The organism is Tabrizicola piscis (assembly GCF_003940805.1).
GTDB classification, from domain to species: domain Bacteria; phylum Pseudomonadota; class Alphaproteobacteria; order Rhodobacterales; family Rhodobacteraceae; genus Tabrizicola; species Tabrizicola piscis.
Window position 1 is genome coordinate 964,921 of the sequence record NZ_CP034328.1, and the last position, 25,680, is coordinate 990,600.

General features: G+C 63.5%; 27 protein-coding genes. 22 read left to right on the forward strand and 5 right to left on the reverse strand.

The genetic code is table 11. The features are described from left to right. The first annotated feature begins 88 nt into the window (after nt 1–88). Both EI545_RS04655 and EI545_RS04660 read left to right on the forward strand, forming a co-directional pair. Complete coding sequence (locus EI545_RS04655; RefSeq protein ID WP_125324391.1) at nt 89–1,966, forward strand: CHASE2 domain-containing protein; 1,878 nt, start codon at nt 89–91, stop codon at nt 1,964–1,966. Between the two features lie 113 nt (nt 1,967–2,079). Then, complete coding sequence (locus tag EI545_RS04660) at nt 2,080–2,787, forward strand: pentapeptide repeat-containing protein (protein ID WP_125324392.1); 708 nt, start codon at nt 2,080–2,082, stop codon at nt 2,785–2,787. A 45-nt stretch (nt 2,788–2,832) separates the two neighbouring features. Here the strand turns inward: EI545_RS04660 and EI545_RS04665 are convergent, their stop codons facing one another. Beyond that, the gene (locus tag EI545_RS04665; protein ID WP_125324393.1) at nt 2,833–3,735 is read right to left on the reverse strand and encodes an AraC family transcriptional regulator; all 903 of its coding nucleotides are present in this window, start codon (nt 3,733–3,735) and stop codon (nt 2,833–2,835) included. A gap of 554 nt (nt 3,736–4,289) precedes the next feature. Between EI545_RS04665 and EI545_RS04670 the strand changes: the two genes are divergently transcribed. The 5 genes from EI545_RS04670 (at nt 4,290) to EI545_RS04690 (ending at nt 8,664) form a co-directional block, all read left to right on the forward strand. Next, on the forward strand, nt 4,290–4,823 hold the full coding sequence (locus EI545_RS04670) for a hypothetical protein (RefSeq protein WP_125324394.1): 534 nt from the start codon (nt 4,290–4,292) through the stop codon (nt 4,821–4,823). An 82-nt stretch (nt 4,824–4,905) separates the two neighbouring features. Further along, complete coding sequence (aqpZ, locus tag EI545_RS04675) at nt 4,906–5,595, forward strand: aquaporin Z (RefSeq protein WP_125324395.1); 690 nt, start codon at nt 4,906–4,908, stop codon at nt 5,593–5,595. A gap of 82 nt (nt 5,596–5,677) precedes the next feature. Continuing rightward, complete coding sequence (locus EI545_RS04680) at nt 5,678–6,283, forward strand: hypothetical protein (protein WP_125324396.1); 606 nt, start codon at nt 5,678–5,680, stop codon at nt 6,281–6,283. 12 nt (nt 6,284–6,295) lie between these two features. Further along, nucleotides 6,296–7,723 (forward strand): hypothetical protein, encoded by a 1,428-nt coding sequence (locus EI545_RS04685; protein WP_125324397.1) that lies wholly within the window; start codon nt 6,296–6,298, stop codon nt 7,721–7,723. Beyond that, nucleotides 7,708–8,664: a metallophosphoesterase family protein gene (locus EI545_RS04690; protein ID WP_125324398.1), complete on the forward strand. Its 957-nt coding sequence runs from the start codon at nt 7,708–7,710 to the stop codon at nt 8,662–8,664. The genes EI545_RS04685 and EI545_RS04690 overlap by 16 nt, the downstream gene beginning before the upstream one ends. Nucleotides 8,665–8,683: 19 nt before the next feature. On the opposite strand, the gene EI545_RS04695 is transcribed toward EI545_RS04690, so the two are convergent. After that, nucleotides 8,684–9,469 carry a CPBP family intramembrane glutamic endopeptidase gene (locus tag EI545_RS04695; protein ID WP_164517212.1) on the reverse strand — a complete coding sequence of 262 codons (786 nt, stop codon included), beginning with the start codon at nt 9,467–9,469 and terminating at the stop codon, nt 8,684–8,686. Nucleotides 9,470–9,690: 221 nt separating this feature from the next. Between EI545_RS04695 and EI545_RS04700 the strand changes: the two genes are divergently transcribed. From EI545_RS04700 to EI545_RS04715, 4 genes are all read left to right on the forward strand, one after another. Further along, complete coding sequence (locus EI545_RS04700; protein ID WP_216842492.1) at nt 9,691–10,791, forward strand: alcohol dehydrogenase family protein; 1,101 nt, start codon at nt 9,691–9,693, stop codon at nt 10,789–10,791. 248 nt (nt 10,792–11,039) lie between these two features. Continuing rightward, nucleotides 11,040–11,270, forward strand: a complete 231-nt coding sequence (locus EI545_RS04705; RefSeq protein WP_125324400.1) for a DUF1858 domain-containing protein — start codon at nt 11,040–11,042, stop codon at nt 11,268–11,270. A 42-nt stretch (nt 11,271–11,312) separates the two neighbouring features. Next, on the forward strand, nt 11,313–12,506 hold the full coding sequence (locus tag EI545_RS04710; protein ID WP_125324401.1) for an NnrS family protein: 1,194 nt from the start codon (nt 11,313–11,315) through the stop codon (nt 12,504–12,506). Between the two features lie 15 nt (nt 12,507–12,521). After that, a complete protein-coding gene (locus tag EI545_RS04715) occupies nt 12,522–12,803 on the forward strand; it encodes a DUF6522 family protein (protein WP_125324402.1) in 282 nt (93 codons plus the stop codon). Here EI545_RS04715 and EI545_RS04720 read toward each other — a convergent pair. Then, nucleotides 12,784–13,479: a Crp/Fnr family transcriptional regulator gene (locus EI545_RS04720; protein WP_125324403.1), complete on the reverse strand. Its 696-nt coding sequence runs from the start codon at nt 13,477–13,479 to the stop codon at nt 12,784–12,786. The two genes, EI545_RS04715 and EI545_RS04720, sit on opposite strands and share 20 nt — an antisense overlap. Before the next feature lie 99 nt (nt 13,480–13,578). Between EI545_RS04720 and EI545_RS04725 the strand changes: the two genes are divergently transcribed. Next, the gene (locus EI545_RS04725) at nt 13,579–14,013 is read left to right on the forward strand and encodes a pseudoazurin (protein ID WP_125324404.1); all 435 of its coding nucleotides are present in this window, start codon (nt 13,579–13,581) and stop codon (nt 14,011–14,013) included. 91 nt (nt 14,014–14,104) lie between these two features. Here EI545_RS04725 and EI545_RS04730 read toward each other — a convergent pair whose 3' ends face one another. Both EI545_RS04730 and nirK read right to left on the reverse strand, forming a co-directional pair. Next, the gene (locus tag EI545_RS04730) at nt 14,105–14,923 is read right to left on the reverse strand and encodes an SUMF1/EgtB/PvdO family nonheme iron enzyme (protein ID WP_125324405.1); all 819 of its coding nucleotides are present in this window, start codon (nt 14,921–14,923) and stop codon (nt 14,105–14,107) included. 72 nt (nt 14,924–14,995) lie between these two features. Further along, nucleotides 14,996–16,144 (reverse strand): copper-containing nitrite reductase, encoded by a 1,149-nt coding sequence (gene nirK, locus EI545_RS04735; protein ID WP_125324406.1) that lies wholly within the window; start codon nt 16,142–16,144, stop codon nt 14,996–14,998. Nucleotides 16,145–16,340: 196 nt separating this feature from the next. Here nirK and EI545_RS04740 point away from each other — a divergent pair, with 196 nt between their 5' ends. The 10 genes from EI545_RS04740 to EI545_RS04785 all read left to right on the forward strand — a co-directional run bounded on the left by EI545_RS04740 (nt 16,341) and on the right by EI545_RS04785 (nt 25,603). Further along, a complete protein-coding gene (locus tag EI545_RS04740; RefSeq protein WP_125324407.1) occupies nt 16,341–17,045 on the forward strand; it encodes a GntR family transcriptional regulator in 705 nt (234 codons plus the stop codon). 112 nt (nt 17,046–17,157) lie between these two features. Continuing rightward, nucleotides 17,158–18,120, forward strand: coding sequence for a dihydrodipicolinate synthase family protein (locus tag EI545_RS04745; protein ID WP_125324408.1), 963 nt, complete (start codon nt 17,158–17,160; stop codon nt 18,118–18,120). A gap of 130 nt (nt 18,121–18,250) precedes the next feature. After that, nucleotides 18,251–19,060 carry a transporter substrate-binding domain-containing protein gene (locus EI545_RS04750; protein WP_125324409.1) on the forward strand — a complete coding sequence of 270 codons (810 nt, stop codon included), beginning with the start codon at nt 18,251–18,253 and terminating at the stop codon, nt 19,058–19,060. 72 nt (nt 19,061–19,132) lie between these two features. Continuing rightward, nucleotides 19,133–19,798, forward strand: coding sequence for an amino acid ABC transporter permease (locus EI545_RS04755; protein ID WP_125324410.1), 666 nt, complete (start codon nt 19,133–19,135; stop codon nt 19,796–19,798). Between the two features lie 12 nt (nt 19,799–19,810). Then, a complete protein-coding gene (locus tag EI545_RS04760) occupies nt 19,811–20,464 on the forward strand; it encodes an amino acid ABC transporter permease (RefSeq protein WP_125324411.1) in 654 nt (217 codons plus the stop codon). Beyond that, complete coding sequence (locus EI545_RS04765) at nt 20,457–21,179, forward strand: amino acid ABC transporter ATP-binding protein (protein ID WP_125324412.1); 723 nt, start codon at nt 20,457–20,459, stop codon at nt 21,177–21,179. The genes EI545_RS04760 and EI545_RS04765 overlap by 8 nt, the downstream gene beginning before the upstream one ends. A 44-nt stretch (nt 21,180–21,223) precedes the next feature. Further along, nucleotides 21,224–22,225 (forward strand): 4-hydroxyproline epimerase, encoded by a 1,002-nt coding sequence (locus tag EI545_RS04770; protein ID WP_125324413.1) that lies wholly within the window; start codon nt 21,224–21,226, stop codon nt 22,223–22,225. Then, nucleotides 22,222–23,898, forward strand: a complete 1,677-nt coding sequence (gene lhpI, locus EI545_RS04775; protein WP_125324414.1) for a cis-3-hydroxy-L-proline dehydratase — start codon at nt 22,222–22,224, stop codon at nt 23,896–23,898. Before EI545_RS04770 ends, lhpI begins: the two co-directional genes overlap by 4 nt. Before the next feature lie 86 nt (nt 23,899–23,984). Beyond that, nucleotides 23,985–24,650: an HAD family hydrolase gene (locus EI545_RS04780; protein WP_125324415.1), complete on the forward strand. Its 666-nt coding sequence runs from the start codon at nt 23,985–23,987 to the stop codon at nt 24,648–24,650. Beyond that, nucleotides 24,647–25,603: a sugar-binding transcriptional regulator gene (locus EI545_RS04785; protein ID WP_125324416.1), complete on the forward strand. Its 957-nt coding sequence runs from the start codon at nt 24,647–24,649 to the stop codon at nt 25,601–25,603. The genes EI545_RS04780 and EI545_RS04785 overlap by 4 nt, the downstream gene beginning before the upstream one ends. Nucleotides 25,604–25,680: the final 77 nt, after the last annotated feature.

The window sequence follows — 25,680 nt, forward strand, 5'->3', positions numbered from 1 at the left end:
AGGTGTGCAGCCTTGTGGCCGCATCGGCAAAATCCCCGGTCCTGTCGTCGCGCACCTGCGCTTTGCGCAGTACGACGCGCCCCTGCGCATGACTGGAACTAAATCGCCACCAAAGGCCGTCCTGACCTGTCTGGTTGTGGCTGTCATTGCAGTGCTGGCGGCCCTTTTCACGGGTGGCAGCAAACTGCGCGAAACGGCCTTCGACTGGATGCTTGGCACGACACCCGTCCCGCCAGCGGGTGACATCCGCGTTGTGGCGATTGACACCAAGGCCCTTGCGGCGCTTGGCCCGTGGCCTTGGCCGCGCAACCGCATGGCCGACCTGATCGCGCGGATCGGGGCAGACCGACCGCGGGTGATCGTGCTGGACATCCTGCTGAGCGGTCCCGGCCGCACAGACGCAGGGGTCGACGCGAATGCGGCACTTGGCTCAGCAATCGCGTCAAGCCCGGTGGTGCTTGCAGCATTGCTGAATGACGTACCGGCCGAGACCGCGCCCAAACCCCCTCCCCCGGTCCTGTTTGCGGGCCAGCCTGCTGCGCTTCGGCCTTGGAGCGCCGGGGGCGCACTTTGGCCGTTTGAACCCTTCGCCAAGCAGGCTGCGGGCATCGGCATCGGATCCTTGGCGGGCGACAGCGTCGGCACGGTGCGCGACGTGCCGCTTTTCGTGACGGTTGGCAGTGACATCTACCCGGGGCTGGCTGCCGAGGCGGTCCGTGTGGCAGAAGGCGCCGCCGGCTTCATCCTCACGGGGCGCAGCCAGTTGACGCAAACCGCAGCACGGCTGGAGATCGGCAGCATAAGCCTTGGCCTTCCAACCGAAGGCTCCCTGCGGTTCAGGCCGTCCGGCCCGGAAGACTGGGCAGGCCGTACCGTTTCTGCCGGTGACATTCTGGCCGGCGCTGTGGGGCCGGGAACCTTCGACGGTGCGATCGTGCTTGTCGGCGCTACGGCCCCTGAACTGGGGACATTGCGCCCAACGGCGGCAAATCCGGTCACGCCGGGCGTTCAGATCACGGCGGATGCAGTCACCGCGATGATGGCAGGCACAGTGCCCCTGCGGCCAGATACAGCGCCTGTCGTCGAGGCGGCGGCACGGTCGCTGATGGCAATCCTAGGCGTATTTCTCGGTTGGCGTTTGGCACCCGGCAGATCGTTGGGAACAGCCGGCATAGCGGCCGGGCTGTGGGTCGCCGGGTGTCTTGCCGTGCTGCACGGCGCGTCCTTGTTGGTTGACCCTGCTTCGCCCGCGATCGCCCTGATGTCAGCGACAGTCATCTCGGCCACCACCTTGGCGGTTGTCGCCAGACGCCGGGCCGCTGCGGTCGTCGCGCAATTCCGCCAGCGTCTGGCGCCCGAGATTGTGGATCGCATTGTCAGCAAACCCGGTGTGTCGCGCGTGGAAGGCGAACGCCGCACAGTGACATTCCTTTTCACCGATCTTGAGGGATTTACCGCCATGGCCCTCGCACAACGCCCGGAAGATGTGGTGGCCCTGCTTCAGGACTATTTTCAGGGCGTCAGTGCGATCATCACCGCTGCCGGCGGAACGATCGACAAGTACGTCGGCGATGCCGTGAACGCCATGTTCAACGCGCCGAACGATCTGGCCGACCACGCGGTGCGCGCCATCGAGGCCGCACAGCAGATCCAGAAATTCACCGAAGAGTTTCGGATGCGCCCCATTCCCCACTCCCTTGGCCTTGGGCGCACCCGCATCGGGATCGAGACCGGTGAAGTGATTGTCGGCGATGTCGGGGGCGACACGCGGCGCGATTACACGGCCTATGGGACAGCGATCAACACTGCCGCCCGTCTGGAAGCATTGAACGCCCGGCTTGGTTCCACGATCTGCGTCGGACCAGCGGCACGTTCCTTGGCGCCAAGCCTCCGGTTTGTCAGCCGCGGAATTCACGACCTGAAGGGCATCGGTTCGCTTGAGGTCTTCGAACCGGCTGAAGACTGAACTGGGCGATAGCGTTGGTGTTTCCAGGAACAACTTTCAGGCATCTCGCTGCGAGAGGCTGGCGAGATGCAACGGCCGGGTGGTAGAGTTTCATACCTGCCAAAGGAAATGTCATGGGCAATACTGCAAACAAGTCTTTCGGATGGGTCGGGCTGTCATTGGCCATCGTGCTAACGGTGCTTGTGGTCCCGCAGCCAGCCCATGCGGGGTGCGGTGACTATCCAGGTCCGGCGGTGGATTGGACCGGCTGCTTGAAAGAGCGGCTTATTCTGAACGGCACCGACCTGACAGCAAGCAACTTCGAAGGGGCGTTTCTGTCAGGCACCGGGTTCAAAGGCGCCTTGCTTGCCGGGTCAAACATGCAGCGCAGCGAACTGGTGCGAACCTCGTTCGCCGGGGCCGATCTGACCGGGGCGAACTTTGAAAAGTCACTGGCCAGCCGGTCGGATTTCAGCGAGGCAAAGTTGCAGGGCGCGCGGTTCGTCAAGGCCGAGTTTTTGCGTGTCAGCTTCGTCGGGGCTGATCTCACGGATGCCGACCTGAACAGTGGCGATTTCTATCGCAACGACTTCAGCGATGCGCAGATGTCGGGCGCCAATCTCCACGACGCAATCCTGCCGCGCACTGACTTTACCGGGGCGAAGATGGATGGGGCAAATCTTGCGGGTGCCTTCCTGCTGCGGACACGATTTGAAGCTGTGGATTTGTCAGGGGTTGTCGGTCTGGAACAGACCCAACTCGATCTTGCCTGCGGCGATGCGGCAACCATTCTGCCCGCCGGTCTGACTGCCCCCGCGCATTGGCCGTGCCCTGCGGAATAGGCATCGACTGAATCCGGAGCGGATTTTGTCGCCAGATCACCGGGATCAGACGCGGCGACGAGCCAAGGTTTCGCTTGGCCGCTCGCCAAAAGTCCGCGCATAAGCTTGGGCAAACCGGCTGAGGTGAAAGAAGCCGCTTTCCAGCGCGATCGTGGTCACCTGACCGTCGCCATTCGCCGACAAAAGCCGCTTTCGCGCCTTGTCCAGCCGAATGCGGGTCAAATAGTCGCGCGGGCTCAGGCCGCCATAAACCTCATTGAAGGCGAGTTGCAGGCTGCGAAGGCTGACACCCAGCGCCTGCGCGATTTCCATGATCGACACCGGGTCATCGCTTTGGGCATGCATCAGGTCTTCAGCTTGCCGAACGCGGTGTAGGGCCGGAAGAATGCGTCGTGACGAAGCATGGACGGCCTGCATTTCGATCAGTTCGCAAAGCTGGTCGTCGATCAGGTAGACGATTGCCTCGATTGCGCGTGGCGGTATGGCCAGCGAGGGGCGCAGGAACAATGTGTCGGCAAGCTGCGGAAGGCTGCGGGTCAGAAACAGCCCAACCTCGCCCTGAAAGGCGACACCATCCTGTGGAAAGGCGCGATCAGTCGTTGTATCGGCGGCCAAAGCCAAGTCACGCATCCGCGCCATCGGGACCTGAAGGGTTGCCGCGTGAAAATTTGCAATCGGATCGGCCACTGATCTGGTGCGACGGTCGGTCGGCCGGAATGCCGTCAACCGCCCAGAATAGACCGCATAGTTCTTGGAGCTGACATGAATATCCAGCCGACCAGCGCGAGGCAGCAGAAAGGTGATGTTGTCTGCTTCGCGCAACTCGATTTCGTGTCCGGTTGACACCACGCGACCAATGGTCAGACCACTTGTGCCGATCGTCAGCAATTCGGTTGTGATCGCTCCATTCCGGCCATGGATTGCAAGCCGGAGACTTTCGGTAAACATGATTGATCGCCGCGCGACATCGCTTTGCGCAGTCGTCGCACGCTGCACCCGGTAGTTGGTGGGAGTGTCGAAAATCACGCTGTATCAACCCGTTTGCGAAAAACCTGTCACCACCGGAGCGCCGCATAAGAAGTTGGAAACGAAGTCACACCACCAACCAAACCCACCCTCCGGTCGAGACTTCCTGCGAGCAGTCCGCAAATGCTGTGGCCCCGCATTTCGCAAACCGGACAGCTGCGCCAAAAATCCCTGCCGCCCGAAGCAATGAGCAATCAGAACGACAGGTTCAGCGCAGCATGCGAAAATCGCAATCATTAAATTTCAGATGTATCTGGCATCAGCCAAGTCAAGGCGCGCTATTGCCTGCGTTCGACTTGGGGTTTCACCCACAAGGCAACGTGGCCTGACATTGCGATGCGAAAGACCCGTTTCGCGTAACGACCCATTTCGCATAGCGGATAGTGGCCATCCCAACGCTCCCATAGGCTTTCCGGCAGGTCGGCGGGCATTGCCCGTGTCCACGCAGGAAATCGATCAACATGGGAGGCCTGAAGATGAAACACGCAATCATGTGGCTCGGAGCAGCCGCGACCTGTCTTCACCTGTCCGCGGCCCCGGCTGCGGCCGAGATGAGCCATGACGAAAAGGTGGCGGCGGCGGCGGCACTGCTCGGCCTTGCGGCGGTCCTTCACAACAAGCACCACTACAGGGGAGGGTACGAGCCTGCCAGCGGCAGCCACGCCGCCGACTTCGAGACCTGCTACCGCGACGGATTGCATGGCTACGATTACACGGAAAGCTCCCGCGACTGTGCCGAAGGCTGGCAGGCGGGCAATGCGGAACGTGAAAACAGCGTCGCCCATCGTCGGACTGCGGCAAGCGACCGGGCGCCGCCGATGGCGATCAGGGGCTGCACCGATCTGGTGGCCACCAACTTCGACGTCAGTTCCCACCATGTGCACATCATCAAATCCCGATCCCCCGGCAAGCACGAATGGGAAATCGAGGCTGCAGTCGGGCATGAGCACATGGTCTGTACCATGCGCGACAGCGGCGAGGTGATCTCGGCCCGCGGCGGTCGACTGTAGCGCGCCACCTCGACCAACCCGAGGGCGCCCAGCGGGGCGCCTTCGAACCCAACAGGCAGCACCCGAAATCAAGGAAAACCCTATGTTGCGACCTCTTGCTGCCGAAGCCTTCGGCACCTTCTGGCTGGTATTTGGCGGATGCGGCAGCGCCGTCCTTGCCGCGGCCTTTCCGGATGTGGGGATCGGCCTGCTCGGCGTCTCGCTGGCCTTTGGCCTGACGGTCCTGACCATGGCCTATGCCGTCGGCGGCATCTCGGGCGGACACTTCAACCCGGCGGTCAGCCTCGGTCTGGCGCTGGCCGGCCGGTTCGAGATGCGCAATCTGATCCCCTACTGGGTTGCGCAGGTGGTCGGCGCAGTGGCGGCTGCAGTGGTCCTGTATGTCATCGTCTCGGGCAAGGCGGATTTTGCCGGCGTGGGCGGATTTGCGTCGAACGGCTACGGCGCGGCCTCGCCGGGTGGGTTCAACCTGACCTCGGCGCTGGTGATCGAAGTCGTGCTGACCGCCTTCTTCCTGATCGTGATCCTTGGGGCCACGGCAAAAGGCGTACCCGCAGGCTTTGCCCCCATCGCCATCGGGCTGTGCCTGACGCTGATCCACCTTGTCTCGATCCCGGTGACCAACACCTCGGTCAATCCGGCGCGGTCCACCGGGGTGGCGCTTTTTGCCGATGGGCCGGCCCTTGCACAGCTTTGGCTGTTCTGGATCGCCCCCTTGGCCGGGGCCGCGCTTGGTGCCGTCCTGTGGCGCGCGCTCTTTGCTGATGACTAAGCAACGAACGTCAATCGGAGAAAGACCCATGCAGTCAGCCGGGCTTTGGGCGCTTCTGTCAGGCCTTTTCTTGTTGTGCAGCATGTCCCTGGCCCATGCCGAAGGCTATACCGCGCGCGATGGTGGCCCCAGTCAGTCAGAACTGGTCGGGCGCGGGCACTCGCCCGCCGAGGGGATGGCCTTCTTCCGCCCTGTCCTGTCCGGCGTCCTTTACCGCGCCGGGTTCAGTGGCGGCGACAAGGGGCGCACGGGTCTGTCTGACGCCCAGCGCAAGGCACTGTGCAAGGCGGGTTTTTCCAGCGCCCGCTATATCGATTTCGGCAAGAACACCGACTATCGCAGCACAAGCTGTGACAGCGGCAAGATGAGCTATGCCCCCGGCAAATCGACCCGCCCTGCCGATGTGATGCAAGAGCTTCACGACATCATCAAAACCCCCGGTCGCGGCCCGTTGGTCGTGCATTGCATGTGGGGCGTCCATTCCTCGGGCGCGATTTCCGCGATGGCACTGGTGCAGTTCTGCGGCTGGAGCGAGGACCGCGCCAAGGCCTACTGGAACGAGGCGCGCAACGGGGCCGAATGCTCGGATGGCTGCGATGCGTGGATCGACCACCACTTCGACACCTTCGACTTCAATCCATCCCTGACGCTGACCGCCGCCGAAATGGCTGCGATCTGCCCGAAGTAGGCGAGGCCCGCGATGCTCCGTTCTGCCGTCCTCACCTGTCTGATGGCCACTGCGTCGCAGGCCAATGACAGTGTGATCGGGCTTGAAACCCTGTTCACCAGCCCAAACGGCGTGGTCGAGCGCTGCGTGCGCATCGCCCCGATGCCGGGCGCGGCCTATTCCAGCGACGATCTGGCCCGCGAAGAAGCGTTCTGCGCGATCGACCTTTACGTACCCACGGTTGCCCTTTGCCCCAAGACGTGGAGCACAAGCCCGGGCATGATCGTCCATGACATCTCGGATGGTCCCTATGCGGGCGACCGCGCGGCATTCGAGACCCGCGCCTGCCCCGAAGGCAAGGATGCCAAAGGGCTTGGCGCGGGTGAGTTGGCGAAATTCAAGCCCACGATGAACGCCAAGGGCACGTCTGGAACCTTCTCGGCCTCACCCCTGCTTTACTACCATCTGTCGCGGTTTCTTGGGGCCGAGATCGGCGTTCCGCCCGCCGTCTGGCGCAGCATGGACCGCGGGATGCACCTTTCCGAAGTCGCCCGCCCAGGCGTCGCCATCTCGGGCCACAGCCATTCGTCAGACATGAACCGTTCTGGCTGGCAGGTTCTTGTCGCGGCTGATGACAAGCCCGGGGCCTACACACCCACCGATGATCTTTTCACAGCGGACCGCAGCGCCCTTTACGGCGTGATGCTGCGCAGCACCGGCAGCCGGTACAATTCCGAATTCAACGGCACCCGTGCCTCGGGCTGGGGCGAGGGGCAGAACTATGACTTTCAGGCCACGGCGCCGTTCCTTGCACTGCGGTCGCAGAAACCCCTGGCCGAAGCTGTTGCCGAGGGTATGGCCGAAGCCCTGAAAGACCCGCAGATCAAGCGCGACATGGGCGACAATACCGACCCGCGCCAGATCGTCTTCTGGATGGCCGACCTGACTCAGATCGTGCTCCTGGACTTCATTCTCAGCCAGCAGGACCGGGTCGGAAACATCGACTATGTGGAACACTGGTACTGGGTCGAAAACGGCGCGGTTAAGTCGCGCAAGGCCGTGGCGCACGGGGACGAGACTGAGCCGCTGCCCGCTGGTGCGGTGCGCATCAAACGCACCCACCTGAACGACAATGATGCTGGCGGGCGCGTGGAATATGCCAACTTCGCCAAATCCACCGGCATGCTGGATGACATCCACCACTTCCCCGCGGCGACGTGGCGGCAGCTGATGGCGCTGGAGGCGGACCTGAAGGCCGAAGGGCCGCTCCATGCCTACCTGAAGACCTCGTTCGGGTTGTCGGATCGGCAATTTGCGCAACTGGTCAAGAACACCCTGCTTGCCGCCGCCACCTTGCGAATGCAGTGTCAGGCGGGCGTGATCCAGTTCGACCTTGACCCGGAGGCCTTCCTCTTGACCGGCACCGCCACCCCAGAACCGGTAGATTGCGGGGCACCGTGAGGCTGGCCCTGCTGCTGCTGCTGTGGCTGGCCGGCCCGGGACAGGCAGAGCCGCTGAAGATTGCCGTCATCTCGGACCTGAACGGCAGTTATGGGTCTACCGACTATGGTGCCGCGGTCACGGGTGGCGTGGCCGCGATCATCGCCCGCCGCCCGGATCTGGTGATCAGCACCGGCGACATGGTCGCCGGACAGCGCGGCAGCCCGAAGCTGACGGAAGGTGAACTGGCCGCGATGTGGGCCAGCTTTCACGCCGCCGTCAGCGACCCCCTTGCGCAAGCGGGCCTGCCGCTGCTGGTCACACCGGGCAACCATGATGCCTCGGCCTATCCCGGGTTCGAGGCTGAGCGTGTGGCGTTTGCAGCCGCATGGTCCGGCCGGGTGCCCGACCTGACCGCGATCGACATCAAGGACTGGCCATTTCGGAGTGCCGTATCCCTGCGCGGCGTGCTGCTGGTCGGCATGGATGCCACAAGGTCCGGCCCCCTTGCCGAAGCCGACATGGACTGGCTCCGCCGCATCCTTGCCGACGAAGGCCCGCGCCATGACAGTGTGGTCCTTTACGGCCATCTCCCGCTGATGCCGATCAGCCAGGGCCGAGAGGGCGATGTGCTGGCCGACCCTGCCCTGTTCGATCTGGCCAAGGCTGCGGGCGTCGACCTTTGGCTGTCCGGCCACCAGCATGCCTTCTACAGCGGCACGGCGGGCGGTATCCTGTTCGTCGCGCAAGGCGCGCTTGGCAACGGGCCGCGCAAGCTGATCGGCCAGGGGGAGACCAGCCCGCAGACCGTCACCTGGATCGAGATCGGCGATGACGGCACGGTCACTGTTTCCGCCTACCCGGCCCCCGACTTTGAAGAAGCCCTGCCACATGACCACCTGCCACCCAGCCTGGGAAGCGGGCCGTTCAAACTGGCCCGGCAGTTTGCCGGGGCTGACTGATCCGGTGGCAAGCGGCAGATCAGGCTTCCGGATGCACGTGGGTCTGGCCGATATTCCGCATCAGCCATAGTCCGTAAATCCCGTTCGGCAGCACCAGAAGGACCGGTATCAGCTGCATAAGCCCCGATGGGTCAGGAACCGTGGCCGCTTCGCTGGGCAGGTTGCCATGGGACATGTTGTGGGTCGCGCCGCTCAAGGTAAAGGTGGCGAAGTCCCAAAGGGCATGGACAGCGATCGGCAGCCAGAGCGACCCTGACCGCAGCCGCAGCGCAATGAACATCAGCCCGGACAGGAACGCGGCCGTAGACTGGATCAGCGCCGCCTTCAGATCGCCGGTGACAAAGACATTCATGCTGTGCATGGCACCAAAGACGACCGAGGTCAGCAACACCGCAGGCCAGATCGAAACGCTGTGCCGAAACGCCTGCAAGACCGCGCCGCGCAGCATCAGTTCCTCGGAAAACCCGACGAAAAGGCAGTTGATCAGCACGAAGAACAGGATCGTCGCGGGCGGCAGGCCAAGGACGACAGCAAAGGCCAGCGCCCCAAGAATGTACACCATCGGCAGCCAGGCGAGGCGCCCGTCACGCAAGCCGAAGCCACGGTCAAGCCCGACATCGTTCCAGCCTTGCCAAAGACAGACCGACAGGATGAACGCCCCGGCAAGGAACCATGTCCAGCCGATGCCCCGGGAGATCATCTCTTGCAAGCTGACGTCGCCCGCGGTGAAAAGTTTGCCGACAAAGACGGTAATCACGATCCAGACCACAAAGGCACCAAGCGCAATCGCCAGACGTTTGTTCATCTGCATCTCCAATGTTGCACCGGCCGTGGCTGCCTTGACGTGCTGATCCCAGAGGACGGCTTTCATCGCCCGCCCAACCCCAGCCTAGCCCCTGCAACAGGGTACACTATCCGCAACACGAAATCTGGGGCCCGGCAGGCCCATATCGACCAGTCGCGCCGTCGACAACCGCCCGCAGGCCACCTAGACTCTGGCCCCATGCAGCCAAGGGGAGCGACGGGATGCAGCACGACCCTGCGGAGCACGCGGCGCCCTTGGGTCAGGGCTTCATGATGGCCGTCGTGACGACCGGTACTGGTGGCTATGACCGGCTTGACTACCGGCAGGTCCCTGTCCCGGTGCCGGGTCCGGGTGAGGTTTTGCTGGCCGTCGGCGCTGCGGGGATAAACAACACCGACATCAACACCCGGCTTGGCTGGTATGCCGCGTCAGTGAAGGATGGCACCGGCGCCACGTCAATTACGGACGATCGGCAGGACGGCGGCTGGAACGGATCGGTTCCGTTTCCTCTGATCCAGGGTGCCGACTGTTGCGCGCGCGTGGTGTCCGTGGGGCCGGGCGGCGACCATGGTCGTATCGGTCAGCGGGTTCTCGTCCGGTCCTGCATGCGCAAGTCAGGGTTTGACAGCATGGATACCGTCTGGCTTGGGACCGACTTTGCCGGGGCCTTCGCGCAATATGTCACAGTCCCCGAAAGCGAGGCCTTTGCCGTAAACTGCGACTGGAGCGATGCCGAACTGGCCACCATCCCCTGCGCCTATGGCACCGCCGAGAACATGGTGCATCGCGCCGGTGTAAGGCGTGGCGACCGGGTTCTGGTCCCCGGCGCGTCGGGGGGCGTTGGGTCGGCGCTGGTGCAGCTTCTGCGGCGCCGGGGGGCCGAGGTGATCGCCATCACCAGCCCATCGAAACAAGCGCAGATCGCGGCGCTTGGCGCATCGCGTGTCCTTGGTCGCGACGACGATCCGGGTGCGATCCTTGGGGCTGAAAGCGTCGACGTCGTGATCGACAACGTGGGCGGGGCTGGCTTTGGCCCGATGCTGAAGGTGCTGAAGCGCGGCGGGCGCTATGTGTCGTCGGGGGCTATCGCAGGGCCGGTTGTCGAGCTGGATATGCGCGACATGTATCTGAAGGACATCACGATGGTCGGCTGCACAGCATGGGATGCCCCGGTTTTCCCCAACCTGATTTCGTACATCGAAAGGGGCGAGATCCGGCCGTTGCTGGCGGCCACCTTTCCGCTTGACCAGATCGCCCAAGCGCAGCGGGTGTTTCAGGACAAGCACCACATCGGAAAGATCGTCCTGATACCGCCGCCGTGATCCCTCCCCTGCCCTGACCGCTCTAAGCGCCCCTGCTGCAGGGTCGCAGTCGCATCACGGCTCTCCTCCTTTCCGCCGGTGCCAAGGTCCGAGCCTACCGGGAACTTTGCGGCGGTACGGGTGCCACGCGGGGTTGGGGCGCGGCAGCGCAGGGGCCTGACATTGCAGGACGTTGTTCCAGCACAACGACCAAGGGGGCGCGGCGGCACAGGATGAAGCTGCGGCACAATCGCCGCAGCGGAGCCACCATGCGCGCGCCAAGATTGGACGACCCCGACCTGTCGCTGCACCTGCTGTTTGACCAGTGGCCGCAGACGGCTGCGGTGTTCCTGTCACGCCGCATGTTGTGCTTTGGCTGCCCCATCACCCCGTTTCACACGGTCATCGACGCCTGTCTGGAATACGGGTTGGACGAAGCCGAGTTTCGCGCCGAGTTGCGGGCCGCCGCTCTGGGGCACCGCACTGATTGCACGAAGTGACCACAGCCCCCTTGCCGGGCCAGAACTTTGAAAGACCATGCCATGAACCGACCCGTTCGCCCGCCCTTCGCCGGCCCTGCGCTGTTCAGCTACGGGTTCCGGCCGCTGTTCCTGCTGGCCGGTCTTTGGGCCGTGGTTGTCGTGCCGCTGTGGATGGCGATCCGGTCGGGCGCTGTCACGCTGAACGGTCCGTTTTCGCCGACCGACTGGCATATCCATGAACTCCTGTTCGGCTATACGTCGGTGGTGATCGCCGGATTTCTGTTCACGGCGATCCCGAACTGGACCGGGCGGATGCCCACGCGCGGCTGGCCGCTGGTTGCGTTGTCGGTGTTGTGGCTGGCGGGGCGGGTGATAGTCGCGCTTGGGCCGTGGCCGGTCGTGGTCATGCTGGTGGACTGCGCTTTCATGGCGGTGATCGGGGCGATGGTCGCGACCGAGATCATCGCCGGGCGAAACTGGGGCAACCTGAAAGTCGTGGGGCCCGTGCTGCTGTATCTGGTGGCCAATGTCATCTTTCATCTTGAAGCAATGAGCAGGGGTCAGGCCGATATTGGCCGCAGGTTGGGGTTTGCGACCGTTGCGCTGCTGATCTTGCTGATCGGGGGTCGGATCCTTCCCAGCTTTACCCGCAACTGGCTGGCCAAGCGCGGGCCGGGCGCACTTCCGGTGCCCTTCGCGCGGTTTGATGCGGGCAGTCTGGTGTTGGCAGCCCTTGCCTTGACCTGCTGGGTGGTCGCGCCCCAGACGCAGCTTGCCGGGGTCGGGCTGATGCTTGCAGGGGCGCTGCAGCTTGCGCGCCTTCTGCGGTGGTGTGGGTGGCGAGTCTGGCGCGAGCCGTTGCTTTTGATGCTGCATGTCGCCTTTGCCTTTGTGGCCGCCGGGCTGCTGGGCATCGGGCTGGCAGCCCTTGGCATCCTGCCAGCCGCCACCGGATTGCATCTTCTGGGCATCGGCGGCATCGGGGGGATGACGCTTGCGGTGATGATGCGGGCGTCGCTTGGCCATACGGGACGCCCGACGGAGGCGGGTCTGGTGCTGGCGCTGGCATTCGGTGCCGTGGTGCTGGCGGCTGGAGTGCGGGCCATGTCCCCCGAAGCGTCTGGGCTATGGACTGCAGCTGCCTTCTGGACGTTTGGCTTTATCCTGTTCCTCTGGCATTTTGCCCCGATCCTTGCCTGGCCGAACCCGGCCCGCCGCAAGCCCAACGCCGCCCCGTCAACCGCCCGCACGTGAGGAGCGACCCAGCCCGTGACCGCCATCACCTTTGAAAACGGCACCATCACCATCGACCCCGGCATTGTGGCAAAGGGCTTGCGCCTTGACCCGGAGGTGCTGCGCGAACAGCTGCGCAGCGGCGCTGTCACCAGCCTGTGCGAAAAGGGCGAGGGTGAGGATGCAGGCCGGTTCCGCCTGACCTTCTTCTCGGCAAACCGGCGGTTACGGTTGGTTGTGGATGCGTCGGGCGCGATCCTGACCACCTCGACCGCCGACTACCACCGCAAGGCAGGGTCTACGGGCCAACCCCGCTAAGTTCGACCAGCCGGTGCGGGGCGGTCACGGTAATCTTGCGCCGCTCTGACGCCACGATGCCATCGCGTTCCCAGCCTGACAATAGGCGGCTGACGGTGTGCAGGGTCGTGCCGGTCATGTCCGACAGGTTCTGCCGGGTGATCGGCACGCCAATCTCGATTCCGCCTTCGACCTTGCGGCCCATCTGGGTGACCAGCCGCAGGATGGCGCAGGCAATGCGCTGTTCAACCTGCTGGGTGGCCAGTTCGACAAGGCGGGTGTTCATCTCGCCCACCCGTTCGCCGACCACCTTGTAGGTCTCGGTCGCGAAGCCATCGTGCCGCGCGGTGAAGCTTGCCCACAGATGGTTGGGCCAGGCCAGCACGATGCAGTCATCCGCTGTCATGGCCGTTGCCGGATAGGTCGTGCGCCCCAGTGCTGCGCCAATGCCGAACAGCTGGCCCGGTGCGATATGCAGAACAATGATCTGGTCCCCCCCGGCTGTGGTGCGCACAACGCGGATGTGGCCATCAAGCAGCAGGTAGAACCTGTCCACCGGCATGCCTTCGCTGAACACCGCAGCGCCGGCATCAAACCGGATGGACTGGGCCGCATCCAGAACCTCGCGGATCTGCGACCGGGCCAGTTTGCGAAAGGGCGGCAGGTTGGCCAGCAGGCTTTCGTCAAGTTTGTGCAAACAGTCACTCCGATGTTGTGGCAGCACAACGACCCGGGCTGCAGCCTAGACCAGAATGGGGGCAAGACCAATCGCTAGCGTTCCCGGAAAGGACAGACGATGCTTTCGAAACTGATCATGGCCAGCATGGCAACCCTGCTACTTGGCACCCTTGCCCAAGCAGAAAACTTCGATGTGAAGATGCTGAACAAGGGGGCAGAAGGAGCGATGGTGTTCGAGCCGGCCTTTGTCAGCGCCGCCGTGGGTGACACCGTGACCTTCCTTGCTACCGACAAGGGGCACAATGTCGAGGCGATCAAGGACATGCTGCCCGCAGGGGTGGAGGTGTTCAAAAGCGACTTCGGCAAGGACTATGTTCTGACCATCACCACCGAGGGTCTGTATGGCGTCAAGTGCACGCCGCACTTCACCATGGGCATGGTCGCGCTGATCCAGGCCGGAGCACCGGTCAATCTGGACGCGGTGGCGGCAGTCACGTTGAAGGGCAAGGCCAAAACCCGGTTTGAACCGCTGGTCGCGCAAGTCGTGCAATAAGGTTTAAGATGGCGACCCAAAAGCGGCCCCGGAAAACGGGGCCGCTTTTCTGTTGAGAAACCGTTCAGGTTGCCGGGCCACACCGTGGCGCTTAGTCCCCGCCCTCCCGCACCAGCCGGAACCCCAGAAAATCCGGCGGGACCCCTGCCGCGCAACCGCCTGACCGGGCGTCGCGGATGAAGTCGATCACAAAGGCCCGATGCTTGCCCTGCACAGCGCGGACACCGCAGTAGTCTGACCTTGTGGCAATGGCAGAGCCATCGGCGGTCAGGGTGCCGTTCTGAAAACAGGTCTGCGTCCATTCCCAGACATTGCCGGCGATATCGGCCACGCCCAGATCGTTCACGCCAAAATGCCCCAAGGGGTGCAGGGTCAGGTCAGCCTCGCCCCGCAAGGCCACTTCGCGCTGGTAGCTGGCAATCCAGCGGCGGGACGGGTCGGCCCCGTTGGCGGCGGCGTCAAACCCGTCATCAAAGCCCCGCTCGCCCGCCGCGCGCAACCATTCGGCATCGGTTGGCAGCCGCCACAGGCTGCCAGTCTGGTCTGAAAGCCATGCTGCATAGGCAGCCGCATCGGTGAAGTTGACATTGGTTTGCGCCACCTTTGCCGTCCCGGTCACGTCTGTCGACTGACAGACCCCGGCCCTGACGCAGAGGGCATAGTCCTGTGCCGAGACCTGATGTTTCATGATCTCCAGCCGCGGGGCGGCGTCCTGCTGAAGTGGAGCATCGACGATCCGGGTGCCTTGCCGGAACTCACCCGCGGGGCGGTAGGCCTGAGTGCCCGCCGCGATCACCACGGTTTCGGGCAGTGCGGTTTCCGGTATGCGGAACGGGATTGTCACAGGAAAGTGCCAAGTGGCCAACCCGGCAAGCACGACAAACGGGATCAGGACCGGCAGGGCTTTCATGGGGGGCATCCCGTCGCAGAAAAGGACGGCGGCCCGAAGATCCGGGCCGCCGGTCTGTGGTCATCCAAAGGATCACGGCAGCGCGGTGCGCCCTTCATGCAGCACGTTGTATTCGACAGGTGCCACAACCTGTTCCATCAGGTCGTTGTTCCAGTCACCGCCCACGATGACATGCGCGGTCGCCCCAAGGTTCACCGCCTCGATCAGGTTGTGATTGACATAGGCGTACACGCCCGGCTGAAGAAAGGTATAAAGCGCCGCCCCGGCAGACCCGCCGCGGATGAACCATGTTTCAAGGTCGCGCTCTGGCAGGTTGTTGAACTTGCCGCTTTCCCAGACCAGATCGCCATGGCCGCCGATCAGATGCGGTCGGCTGTCGCGGTTGGCCTGGCTGTGGATGAACAGCACCGTCTCGCCCTGATCGGCCGTCAGGGCCTTGTCACCGGTCAGCGCGCCGACCCGGCCGTTGAACACCACATGCGACGGGATCAAGCCGTTCATCACCGCCAGCATGTCGGAATAGCCTTCACCGGCATCGGCAAAGCGCAGGAACGCGCCATCTTCCCCGCGGGGAATATAGAAGTCGCTTTCGCCGATGTAGTAGACCCGGTCATAGGACACCGGCCGGCCCAGATGGTCCTTCAGACCGTCACGCGGAAGAACCATGATCGCGCCCGACATGCCCGACACCACATGCCACGGGATCATCGGCCCCCCGGGCGCACAGTGATAGACAAACACCCCCGGTCGCGTGGCCTTGAACCGCAGCACGGCCTTTTCACCGGGGTTCACCAGTGTCAGCGACCCACCACCCAGCGCGCCGGTTGCGGCGTGAAAGTCGATGTTGTGCTGCATCATGTTCTCGGGCGGGTTGAACAGCGTCAGTTCGACGTAGTCCCCTTCATGCACCACCATCAGCGGGCCGGGGACGGAACCGTTGAAGGTCATTGCCTGAATCCAGGCATCGTCATCCACCTGCATCTCCTTTTCGATGATCTTCATCTCGAATTCGATGATCTGCGGCTCGACCGTCGCCACCTGTTCATGCGGATGGACGAAGGGCGGGGCGACCAGCTTGACCTTGCGGCGGGTCATATGTGTCAGATCAACGGGCGCCGCGGTGGAGGTGTCCATCAGCTCTTCGGCAGTCGCGGTCTTGATGATGTAGGGCGAGGCTGCAACCATCGCAGCCCCCATGAGTGCAGCGCGTCTGGTAATCATGGCAATCTCCTGTGCGGTCCATTGGTTTGGGGTAAGGGTACCGCACCGCCCGGTCCGGCTCGTTGTGCCCGGACAACGTTTCACGCCATTTGTCGCGCCGGATTCAGGGCGATCATCTCAGAGTTGATATGCTTGGGAAGGCGTTGTATTTTTTCGGTCGACAACATGTTTTCTGAAACGTCAGGACACCTGAGCAATGGCCGAGGTTGAAGTCACCACCTTTCCCGAACGCAAGCGCGGTTCGGGCGTCAAGGTCGTCTACGAGATGCTTCGGGATGAGATCCTGGATCTGAAGCTGCCACCCGGCAGTCCGATTGACGAAGTGCACCTTGCCGACCGGTTCGGCATGTCCCGCACCCCGATCCGCGAGGCATTGGTCCGGCTGGCGGGGGAAGGGCTGATCGAAACGCTGCCCAACCGGTCCACGATGGTGTCGAACATCGACGTGCTGAACCTGCACACCTTCTACGATGCGATTACCCTGATGTACCGGGTGACCACCCGTCTGGCGGCGCAGTATCATCGCCCGGCCGATCTGGAAAAGATCCGCGCGCATCAGGCCCGCTATGCGGCTTCGGTCGCGGCACAGGATGCGCTGGCGATGGTGGCCACGAACCGTGACCTGCATTCGGCAATCGCCGAGGCCGGGCGAAACCCCTATTACACCGCCTTGACGCAGCGCCTTCTGGATGATGGGCGCCGCATTCTGCGCCTGTACTACCATTCCTTCGACGACCGCCTGCCGATTGAATATGTTGAAGAGCACGAGGCGATGATCGCCGCGATTGCGGCCCGCGACGTGGACCTGTGTGACCGGATCGCCCGCGCCCATGCCGACCAGATCGTGCGCCAGATCCAGAAGCTTTTCGCGCGTGACGAACGGCAGGACATCGCCCTGTAACGGCCATGACTCTCCTGTCGACAAATAAAATACAAATGATATTGTGGCGTCAGTTTCGGCTGACGGACCGCACGGTCACTCCATGCCGAACCCGGACAGGCAGGAGGTTTGGATGGATACCGCGATTTTCACAGGCGTCATTCCCGCGCTGATGACACCCTGCACGGCAGACCGCCGTCCCGATTTCGACGCCCTTGTGCGCAAGGCGGAGGAGTTGATGACGGCGGGCATGTCGGCCGTGGTTTACTGCGGGTCGATGGGCGACTGGCCGCTCCTGAGCGATGCGCAGCGCATGGAAGGGGTCGAGCGGTTGGTTCAGGCCGGGCTTCCGGTGATCGTCGGGACCGGCGCCGTGAACTCCGCGACCGCCGTGGCGCATGCGGCGCACGCGGCAAAGGTGGGTGCGGCGGGTCTGATGCTGATCCCGCGTGTTCTGTCGCGCGGGGCGTCGCCGGTGGCACAACGCCACCACTTCAAGGCTTTGCTTGCCGCTGCGCCAGAGCTGCCGGCGGTGATCTACAACAGCCCCTACTACGGCTTTGAAACCAAGGCAGACCTGTTCTTCGCCCTGCGGGCCGAGCATCCCAACCTTGTGGGCTTCAAAGAATTCGGTGGGGCAAAGGCAATGACCTATGCCGCCGAACACATCACCAGCGCTGATGACGGTGTCATCCTGATGGCCGGTGTCGATACCGGGGTGTATCATGGCTATGTCAAATGCGGGGCCGCGGGCACCATCACCGGCATCGGCAACGTGATCCCGAAAGAGACGCTGCATTTCGTGGCTCTGGCCAAGGCGGCGGCAGCGGGTGATCTGGAAGCCCGCACCCGCGCAGCCGAACTGGGCGAGGCGCTGGAAGTGCTGGCGTCGTGGGATGAGGGGTGCGATCTGGTGCTATTCTACAAGTACCTGATGGTCTTGGAAGGCAACGCCGAATACGGGCTGCACTTCAACCCGACAGATGAATTGACGCCAAGCCAGCGTGGCTGGGCCGAACGGCAGTTTGCGCAGTTCAAGACGTGGTATGCCGAATGGAACAAGCTGCCCGGCGCTGTCCAGAAATACCGGGCCTGATCCGCAGGCCCAATCTGCGGCCCTGATCCACCGGCCCTGTATACAGAATGTATTTTAAGATTGCTTTGTTTGCATGCAGACCCGATACTTTTCTGACCCAACCAAGAAACGCCAACCCACGGAGGAATACATGAAACCGTCGATTTTCATCGCTGGCCTTGTGGCCGCATCCGCAGCGGCCATGCCAGTTCTGGCTGACAAACTTGATGATATCATCGCATCGGGCACGCTGCGCTGTGCGGTCGTGCTGGATTTCCCGCCCATGGGTTCGCGTGACGCCGACAACAACCCAATCGGCTTTGACGTCGACTACTGCAGCGATTTGGCTGCAGCCCTTGGCGTGACCCCGGAAGTCGTTGAAACCACCTTCCCCGAGCGGATCCCCGCGCTCATGTCGGGCCGGGTCGACGTTGCCGTCGCCTCGACCTCGGACACGCTGGAGCGGGCCAAGACGGTTGGCTTCTCGATCCCCTACTACGCCTTTGAAAACGCCGTCGTTGCCAACGAAGGTGTCGAGATGGCGAATTGGGAGGGCATGAAGGGCAAGACCGTTGGCGCCACCGCCGGCACCTACGAAGCCATCTGGCTGGAAGGCAAGGTCAAGGAGTGGGGCGAAGGTGAATTCCGGCCCTACCAGAACCAGGCCGATGTGTTCCTTGCCCTGAGCCAGGGTCAGCTTGACGCCACCGTGTCGACCGTCGAGGTGGCCGAGGCCAATGTCGCATCGGGCAACTTCCCGGGCATCAAGATTGTCGACAAGGCCCCGATGGTGCCGGACTATGTCGCGCTGATCACCCTGCGCGAGGAATATGGCCTGATCAACTACATGGACCTGTTCATCAACCAGCAGGTCCGCACCGGCCGCTACGCCGAACTTTACAAGAAGTGGGTGGGCGAAGGTGTGCCGGCTGATCTGACCATCCCCGGCGTCTATCGCTGATCTGGTTGGCTTGATAGAGTGCGGGGGGGCAACCCCCCGCATTGCTGTTGTGCAGACTGACCGGGGGCGGCCATGTTCAACTACAACTTCCGCTGGAATCAGGCGCTCGACTCGCTTCCGCAGATGCTGGAAGGCGCGCTTGTCACCATCGAGATCGCGGTCCTGTCCATGGTCATCGGGATCAGCATCGCCATGGTGCTGACGCTGTTCCGGCTGTCCGGCAACCGAGTGTTGTCCGCCATCACCACGACATGGGTGGAGATTGCCCGCAACACCCCGGCGCTGTTTCAGATCTACATGGTACACTTCGGCCTTGGCGGGTTCGGCATCCATCTGTCACCCTACATGTCGCTGCTGATCGGGATTGCCTTCAACAACGCTGGCTACCTGACCGAGAACTTTCGTGGCGCTCTCAAGGCCATCCCCGATACGCAGACCCGTTCCGCCCGATCCTTGGGCATGACGCCGATCCAGGCCTTCCAGCATGTCGTCATGCCGCAGATGCTGCGGATCTCGTTCCTGCCGATGACCAACCAGATGGTCTGGGCGATCCTGATGACATCGCTTGGCGCGGTGGTGGCGATGAACACTGACCTTTATGGCGTGACAAGCGACCTGAACGCCCGCACCTTCCGCACGTTCGAGCTGTTCGCCATCGCGGCCGTGATCTTCTACCTGCTGACCAAGGCAATCACCCTGTCGGCCCGGCTGCTTGCGGCCCGGCTGTTCCGGTATTGAGGGGGCAGCGCGATGTTTGACACTGCCCTTACGGCCAATGACCTGATCTTTCTGGCCAAAGGCGCCGGGATGACGCTGATCGTCACCGCGATCTCGGTGTTTTTCGGCACGATCCTTGGCATCCTCTTTGGGGTGATCCGCTATCAGGTCGGCGCGTGGTGGTTCGCGCCGATGACCTTTGTCCTGGATGTGTTCCGGTCAATCCCGCTGCTGATCCAGCTGGTGCTGGCCAATGCCTTCGTCACGACCGTGCTGGGCTGGCGCATCTCGGGCTTTACGGTGGCCTGCGGGGTGCTGTCGCTTTACACGGCCGCCTATTGTGCCGAAATCGTGCGGGGCGCGATCGAGTCTGTCCCGCAGACGCTGCGCCGGGCGGCGCGGTCGCTGGGCATGACCTGGGGGCAGGACATGACCAGCATCGTCCTGCCACTGGCGACCCGCGTGGCCCTGCCCTCGTGGATCGGTCTGGCGCTTGGGGTGATGAAGGATTCGGCGCTGGTCTACATCGTGCAAGTGGTCGAGCTTCTGAAATCCACGCAGACCCTGATCACCCGCCTGCAAGAGCCGCTGTTCCTGCTGATGATCTGCGGGCTGTTCTACTTCATCATCTCCTTCCCGCTTGCCCGCTTTGGCGGTTATCTGGAAAAACGGTGGTCCAATGATTGAGATCGAGAATGTCCGCAAATCCTTTGGCCCGCTGGAGGTTCTGAAAGGGATCAACCTGACGGTGGCGAAGGGCGAGGTGCTGACCGTGATCGGCGGATCGGGGTCAGGGAAGTCCACGCTGCTGACCTGCATCAACGGTCTGGAGGCCATCGATTCTGGCCGTATCCTTGTTGACGGTGTCGAAGTCCATGCCAAGGCAACCGACATCAACAAGCTGCGTCAGAAGATCGGGATCGTCTTTCAGCAGTGGAATGCTTTCCCGCATCTGACGGTGCTGGAGAATGTCATGCTGGCGCAGGTGAAGGTCCTGAAACGCTCCAAGGCTGAGGCTGAGGCCGAGGCCGAGCGTCAGTTGAACCATGTGGGCCTTGGCGACAAGCTGACGGTCTACCCCTCGCGGCTGTCCGGGGGCCAGCAACAGCGCATGGCAATCGCCCGCGCGCTGGCCATGTCGCCGAATTACATGCTGTTTGACGAGGTGACGTCTGCGCTGGACCCGCAGCTTGTGGGCGAAGTGCTGGACACGCTGCGGATGCTGGCGTCCGAAGGGATGACGATGATCGTTGTCACGCATGAGATGAAGTTCGCGCGTGAAGTGTCAGACCGGGTGGCGTTCTTCCACAAGGGGGTCATGGCCGAGATCGCAGCACCCGAAGCGCTGTTCGACGCGCCCAAGGACCCGGAATTGCGGCAGTTCCTCTCCGCCACGCATTAGCACGGGACGCAGGTCCCTTTCGCCCCCACCGACCCCGAGGCCAGATGACCACCCATACTTTTTCCTGCATCGACGGGCACACCTGTGGCAATCCCGTTCGCCTTGTGGCGGGCGGCGGCCCCCGCCTCATGGGAGCGGACATGCTGGAACGCCGGGCCCACTTTCTGCGCGACTATGACTGGATCCGCACGGGTCTGATGTTCGAACCGCGCGGGCATGACATGATGTCAGGCTCGATCCTTTATCCGCCAACGCGGGAGGATTGCGATGTGGCGGTGCTGTTCATCGAAACATCGGGCTGCCTGCCGATGTGCGGGCACGGCACCATCGGAACAATCACGATGGGCATCGAGAACGGCCTGATCACCCCGCGCGCGCCGGGGCGGTTGTCCATCGAGGCCCCGGCAGGCAAGGTCGACATCGCCTATCGCCAAGAGGGGCGCTTTGTCGAGGAAGTGCGCCTGACCAACGTCCCCTCCTACCTCCACGCCGAAGGGCTGACCGCCGAAGTCGAGGGGCTGGGCGAGATTGTGGTGGATGTGGCCTATGGCGGCAACTTCTACGCCATTGTCGAACCGCAACGGAACTTCCGCGACATGGCCGATTTCACGGCCGGAGAGTTGATCGGGCTTTCTCCAAAGCTGCGCGCGGCACTGAACGCGAAGTATGACTTCGTTCACCCCGAACATCCCGCCATCAACGGGCTGAGCCATATCCAATGGACGGGAAGCCCAACTGTTCCCGGTGCCCATGCCCGCAACGCCGTGTTCTACGGCGACAAGGCGATTGACCGTAGCCCCTGCGGCACGGGGACTTCGGCGCGCATGGCGCAGCTTGTGGCCAAGGGCAGGCTGTCGGTGGGCGACGAATTCCACCACGAATCCATCATCGGGTCGATCTTCAAGGGCCGGGTCGAGGCCGCGGCATCCGTTGCGGACCGACCGGCCATCATCCCCTCAATCGCTGGCTGGGCACGCATGACCGGGTACAACACCATCTTCATCGACGACCGCGATCCCTTTGCGCATGGGTTTGTCGTCAAATGACCGGAATGGCGCAATCCATCCTGCCGGGCGAGGCTGCGGGCAAGGTTCTGGCCTGCAATGAACCGATCAGCTTCTGGGGCGGGGTTGACCCCGCAACGGGCCGGGTGATCGACGTGCACCATCCGCTGGCAGGACAAAGCATTGCCGGGCGCATCCTTGTCATGCCGGGCACGCGCGGGTCCTGTACGGGGTCGGGCGTGCTTTTGGACATGGTGCTGAACGGGCACGCGCCCGCCGCCCTTGTGTTTGCTGAACCAGAGGACGTGGTAACTTTGGGCGCGATGATCGGGGCGGCGATGTTTGGCCGCCCCCTGCCCGTCCTGCGCCTGACCCGGGATGCCTTTGACGCGCTGGCGCAGGCGGAGACCGCCCGCATCACCGAAACCGAGATCACCGCGGATGGCCTGACGATCCCGGTCACGCCCCCCGCCACGGCAGCGCTTGACCTGACGCCCGCGGACCGCGCCATGCTGGACGGCACGCAGGGCGAGGCGACGGCACAGGCCATGCGCATCCTGTGCGCCATGGCCGCCAATCAAGGGGCCACCCGGCTGATCGACGTGACCCAAGGCCATATCGACGGCTGCATCTATGCCAGCCCCGCCAATCTGACATTTGCCGAAAAGATGGCTGACATGGGGGCCAAGGTCTGCATCCCGACCACGATGAATGCCATTTCCGTTGATCACGCCAACTGGCGGGCGCAGGGCGTGCCGCCGCTGTTCGGCGGCCCGGCGCAACGGCTGGCGGATGCCTATGTCCGCATGGGTTGCCAGCCCACCTTCACCTGCTCGCCCTATCTTCTGGACACCGCCCCCTCCGAAGGCGAGGCCATCGCCTGGTCGGAATCCAACGCGGTGATCTATGCCAATACCGTTCTGGGCGCGCGTACGGCCAAACACCCGGACTTCCTTGACCTGTGCATCGCCATGACTGGGCGCGCGCCGCTTGCCGGGGTCTATCTGGACGGCCCGCGGCAGGCGCGGCGGATCATCGACGTTGACCTGCCGGACAGCATTGACGATGCGTTCTGGCCGCTTCTCGGCTGGCTGGCTGGCAAGGCCGCACCCGACCGGATTCCGCTGTTGCGGGGGGTGGCCGCCGCCCGACCCACGCCCGAGAACCTGAAGGCGGTCTGCGCGGCGTTCGGCACAACCTCGGCCGCGCCGATGCTGCATGTCGAGGGGGTCACCCCCGAAGCGCATTGCGTGGCGCCCGACGCCGATCATGCCCGCATCACCAAGGCCGACATGGTGGCAGGCTGGACTACCTTGAATGACGGGCCCGAGGCGGTGGAACTGGTGGCGATTGGCAGCCCGCACGCCTCGTTGATCGAATGTCGCGCGCTGGCCGATGCGCTGGGCGGGCGGTCAACCTTGGTTGCGACGATTGTCACCGCAGGCCGGGCGGTCATGGCAGAGGCGAAGGCCGAGGGCACCTTGGCCCGGCTGGAGGCTTCTGGCGTGCAGATCCTGCCCGATCTGTGCTGGTGTTCAATCTCAGAACCCGTCTTTCCCCCCGGTACCCGCGCACTGATGACCAACTCGGGCAAATACGCCCATTACGGCCCCGGCCTTTCCGGCCGGGCGGTCAGGTTCGGCGGCCTGTCCGCCTGTGCCGAAGCGGCTGTGACCGGCCATGCGACGCATGCGCTTCCGCCCTGGCTTGCATAAGGCGGACGGGCCCGGTTGGACCGTTCTGCGGCCATGCTCTCGACCACCCTATCGCCTGATGCACAGTTGTGCGCTATGGCGGCAGGATGAAACTTGTCATCCTTGATTGCGACGGCGTCCTGATCGACAGCGAAGTCATCAGCGCACAGATGCTGATCGAAGAACTGGCCTGCCTTGGCGTGCAGATCGACATGGCCTTTGTCGCACGGCATTTCCTTGGCCGGAGTTACCCCACCGTGATGCAGACGATCCGCGAGGATTTCGGGCTTGACCTGTCCCCGGGGTTTGAGGCGCAGTACCGCGACCGATTGCTGCGGGCCTTTGAAGACCGGCTGACGATCATGCCCGGGGTGAACGATTTCCTTGACGCGCTGACACTGCCAGTGGCGGTTGCCACATCGTCGTCACCGCGCCGGGTCGAGGCGTCGTTGCGGCGGGTCGGGCTTTGGGACAGGTTGGGGCCGGTGACCTTTACCGCCAGTCTGGTGGAACGGGGCAAGCCGGCGCCGGACTTGTTCCTGCATGTGGCCAAGGCGATGCAGGTGCTGCCCGAGGACTGCATCGTGATCGAGGACAGCCTGCCGGGCTTGCGGGCGGGGCTGGCGGCCGGGATGCAGGTCTGGCATTTCGTGGGCGGCAGCCACATGCAGCCGGCCCCGCCCGAAGTGCCTGCCGACACGCGCCCGCACCATAGATTTGCGCAGTTCGCCGAATTCTTTCAGATTGCGCCTGAACTTCAGAGGCAGAGATGAGTCGCCCGGACCCCGAACCCACCCCGCAGGACGAAGCGGCCCGCGCTGGCTGGCTGTATTATGTCGGCGGGATGACTCAGGATCAGATCGCAGCGGAACTGGGCGTGTCACGCCAGCGGGCCCAGCGCCTTGTCAGCCGGGCCATGAGCGAAGGGCTGATCCACGTCCGTCTGCACCACCGCATCGGGGCCTGTCTTGATCTGGAAGCCGCCCTGACCGCCCGGTTTGGCCTGACGCGGGCAAGGGTTGTGCCCGGGCTTGGCCCGGGTGCCGATCCGGTGCGTGCGATCGCCCCCGCTGCCGCGGCCGAGTTGGAGCGCTTCCTTCGGATGCCGGAACCGATGGTCATCGGGCTTGGCACGGGTCGGGCGATGCGGGGCATGATCGACGCAATGGTCGACATGGAGGCCCCGCAGCACCGTCTTGTCAGTCTGATCGGGAACATTGCGCCTGACGGGTCGGCCTCGTTCTTCGACGTGGTGATGCGGATTGCCGACAAGGTGCGTGCTCCGCATTACCCCATGCCGGTTCCCGTGATTTCCCCCACGGTCGAAGAGAACGCGGCGTTCCATGCTCTGCCCCCGGTGCGCCGGGTCGTGGACCTTGCGCGGAATGCGGATGTGGTCTTCGTCGGTGTCGGGCAGATGTCCGACGATGCGCCGCTGCTGAAGGATGGCTTCGTGTCGCGTGCCGATCTGGACGAAATGCAGGCGGCGGGTGCCACGGGCGAAGTTGCCGGCTGGGTGTTCGATTCGCAGGGTACTTACCTGGACTTTGGCACCAACCGCCGCACCGGAGGGGTGCGCGTGACCCCCGGACTGGATCGCCCCGCAATCGGGATTGCTGCGGGTGCATCCAAGGTTCCAGCCATCTTCGGCGCCCTGAAATCCCGCATCATCAATGGCCTGGTGACTGACGAGGCGACGGCAAAGGCGCTTCTCGCCCACCCCTGATGGCTGCAGGTGCGGCGGAACAGGGGGATTGACAAGTCACCGGCAAATGTGAGCATTTACCCACCTAGCGATGATTT

Coding starts and splice junctions, on each gene's coding strand:
- EI545_RS04655 (WP_125324391.1), top strand. CDS start 89: ATGACTGGAACTAAATCGCCACCAAAGGCCGTCCTGACCTGTCTGGTT.
- EI545_RS04660 (WP_125324392.1), top strand. CDS start 2,080: ATGGGCAATACTGCAAACAAGTCTTTCGGATGGGTCGGGCTGTCATTG.
- EI545_RS04665 (WP_125324393.1), bottom strand. CDS start 3,735: ATGTTTACCGAAAGTCTCCGGCTTGCAATCCATGGCCGGAATGGAGCG.
- EI545_RS04670 (WP_125324394.1), top strand. CDS start 4,290: ATGAAACACGCAATCATGTGGCTCGGAGCAGCCGCGACCTGTCTTCAC.
- aqpZ (WP_125324395.1), top strand. CDS start 4,906: ATGTTGCGACCTCTTGCTGCCGAAGCCTTCGGCACCTTCTGGCTGGTA.
- EI545_RS04680 (WP_125324396.1), top strand. CDS start 5,678: ATGTCCCTGGCCCATGCCGAAGGCTATACCGCGCGCGATGGTGGCCCC.
- EI545_RS04685 (WP_125324397.1), top strand. CDS start 6,296: ATGCTCCGTTCTGCCGTCCTCACCTGTCTGATGGCCACTGCGTCGCAG.
- EI545_RS04695 (WP_164517212.1), bottom strand. CDS start 9,469: ATGAACAAACGTCTGGCGATTGCGCTTGGTGCCTTTGTGGTCTGGATC.
- EI545_RS04700 (WP_216842492.1), top strand. CDS start 9,691: ATGCAGCACGACCCTGCGGAGCACGCGGCGCCCTTGGGTCAGGGCTTC.
- EI545_RS04705 (WP_125324400.1), top strand. CDS start 11,040: ATGCGCGCGCCAAGATTGGACGACCCCGACCTGTCGCTGCACCTGCTG.
- EI545_RS04710 (WP_125324401.1), top strand. CDS start 11,313: ATGAACCGACCCGTTCGCCCGCCCTTCGCCGGCCCTGCGCTGTTCAGC.
- EI545_RS04725 (WP_125324404.1), top strand. CDS start 13,579: ATGCTTTCGAAACTGATCATGGCCAGCATGGCAACCCTGCTACTTGGC.
- EI545_RS04730 (WP_125324405.1), bottom strand. CDS start 14,923: ATGAAAGCCCTGCCGGTCCTGATCCCGTTTGTCGTGCTTGCCGGGTTG.
- nirK (WP_125324406.1), bottom strand. CDS start 16,144: ATGATTACCAGACGCGCTGCACTCATGGGGGCTGCGATGGTTGCAGCC.
- EI545_RS04740 (WP_125324407.1), top strand. CDS start 16,341: ATGGCCGAGGTTGAAGTCACCACCTTTCCCGAACGCAAGCGCGGTTCG.
- EI545_RS04745 (WP_125324408.1), top strand. CDS start 17,158: ATGGATACCGCGATTTTCACAGGCGTCATTCCCGCGCTGATGACACCC.
- EI545_RS04750 (WP_125324409.1), top strand. CDS start 18,251: ATGAAACCGTCGATTTTCATCGCTGGCCTTGTGGCCGCATCCGCAGCG.
- EI545_RS04755 (WP_125324410.1), top strand. CDS start 19,133: ATGTTCAACTACAACTTCCGCTGGAATCAGGCGCTCGACTCGCTTCCG.
- EI545_RS04760 (WP_125324411.1), top strand. CDS start 19,811: ATGTTTGACACTGCCCTTACGGCCAATGACCTGATCTTTCTGGCCAAA.
- EI545_RS04765 (WP_125324412.1), top strand. CDS start 20,457: ATGATTGAGATCGAGAATGTCCGCAAATCCTTTGGCCCGCTGGAGGTT.
- EI545_RS04770 (WP_125324413.1), top strand. CDS start 21,224: ATGACCACCCATACTTTTTCCTGCATCGACGGGCACACCTGTGGCAAT.
- lhpI (WP_125324414.1), top strand. CDS start 22,222: ATGACCGGAATGGCGCAATCCATCCTGCCGGGCGAGGCTGCGGGCAAG.
- EI545_RS04780 (WP_125324415.1), top strand. CDS start 23,985: ATGAAACTTGTCATCCTTGATTGCGACGGCGTCCTGATCGACAGCGAA.
- EI545_RS04785 (WP_125324416.1), top strand. CDS start 24,647: ATGAGTCGCCCGGACCCCGAACCCACCCCGCAGGACGAAGCGGCCCGC.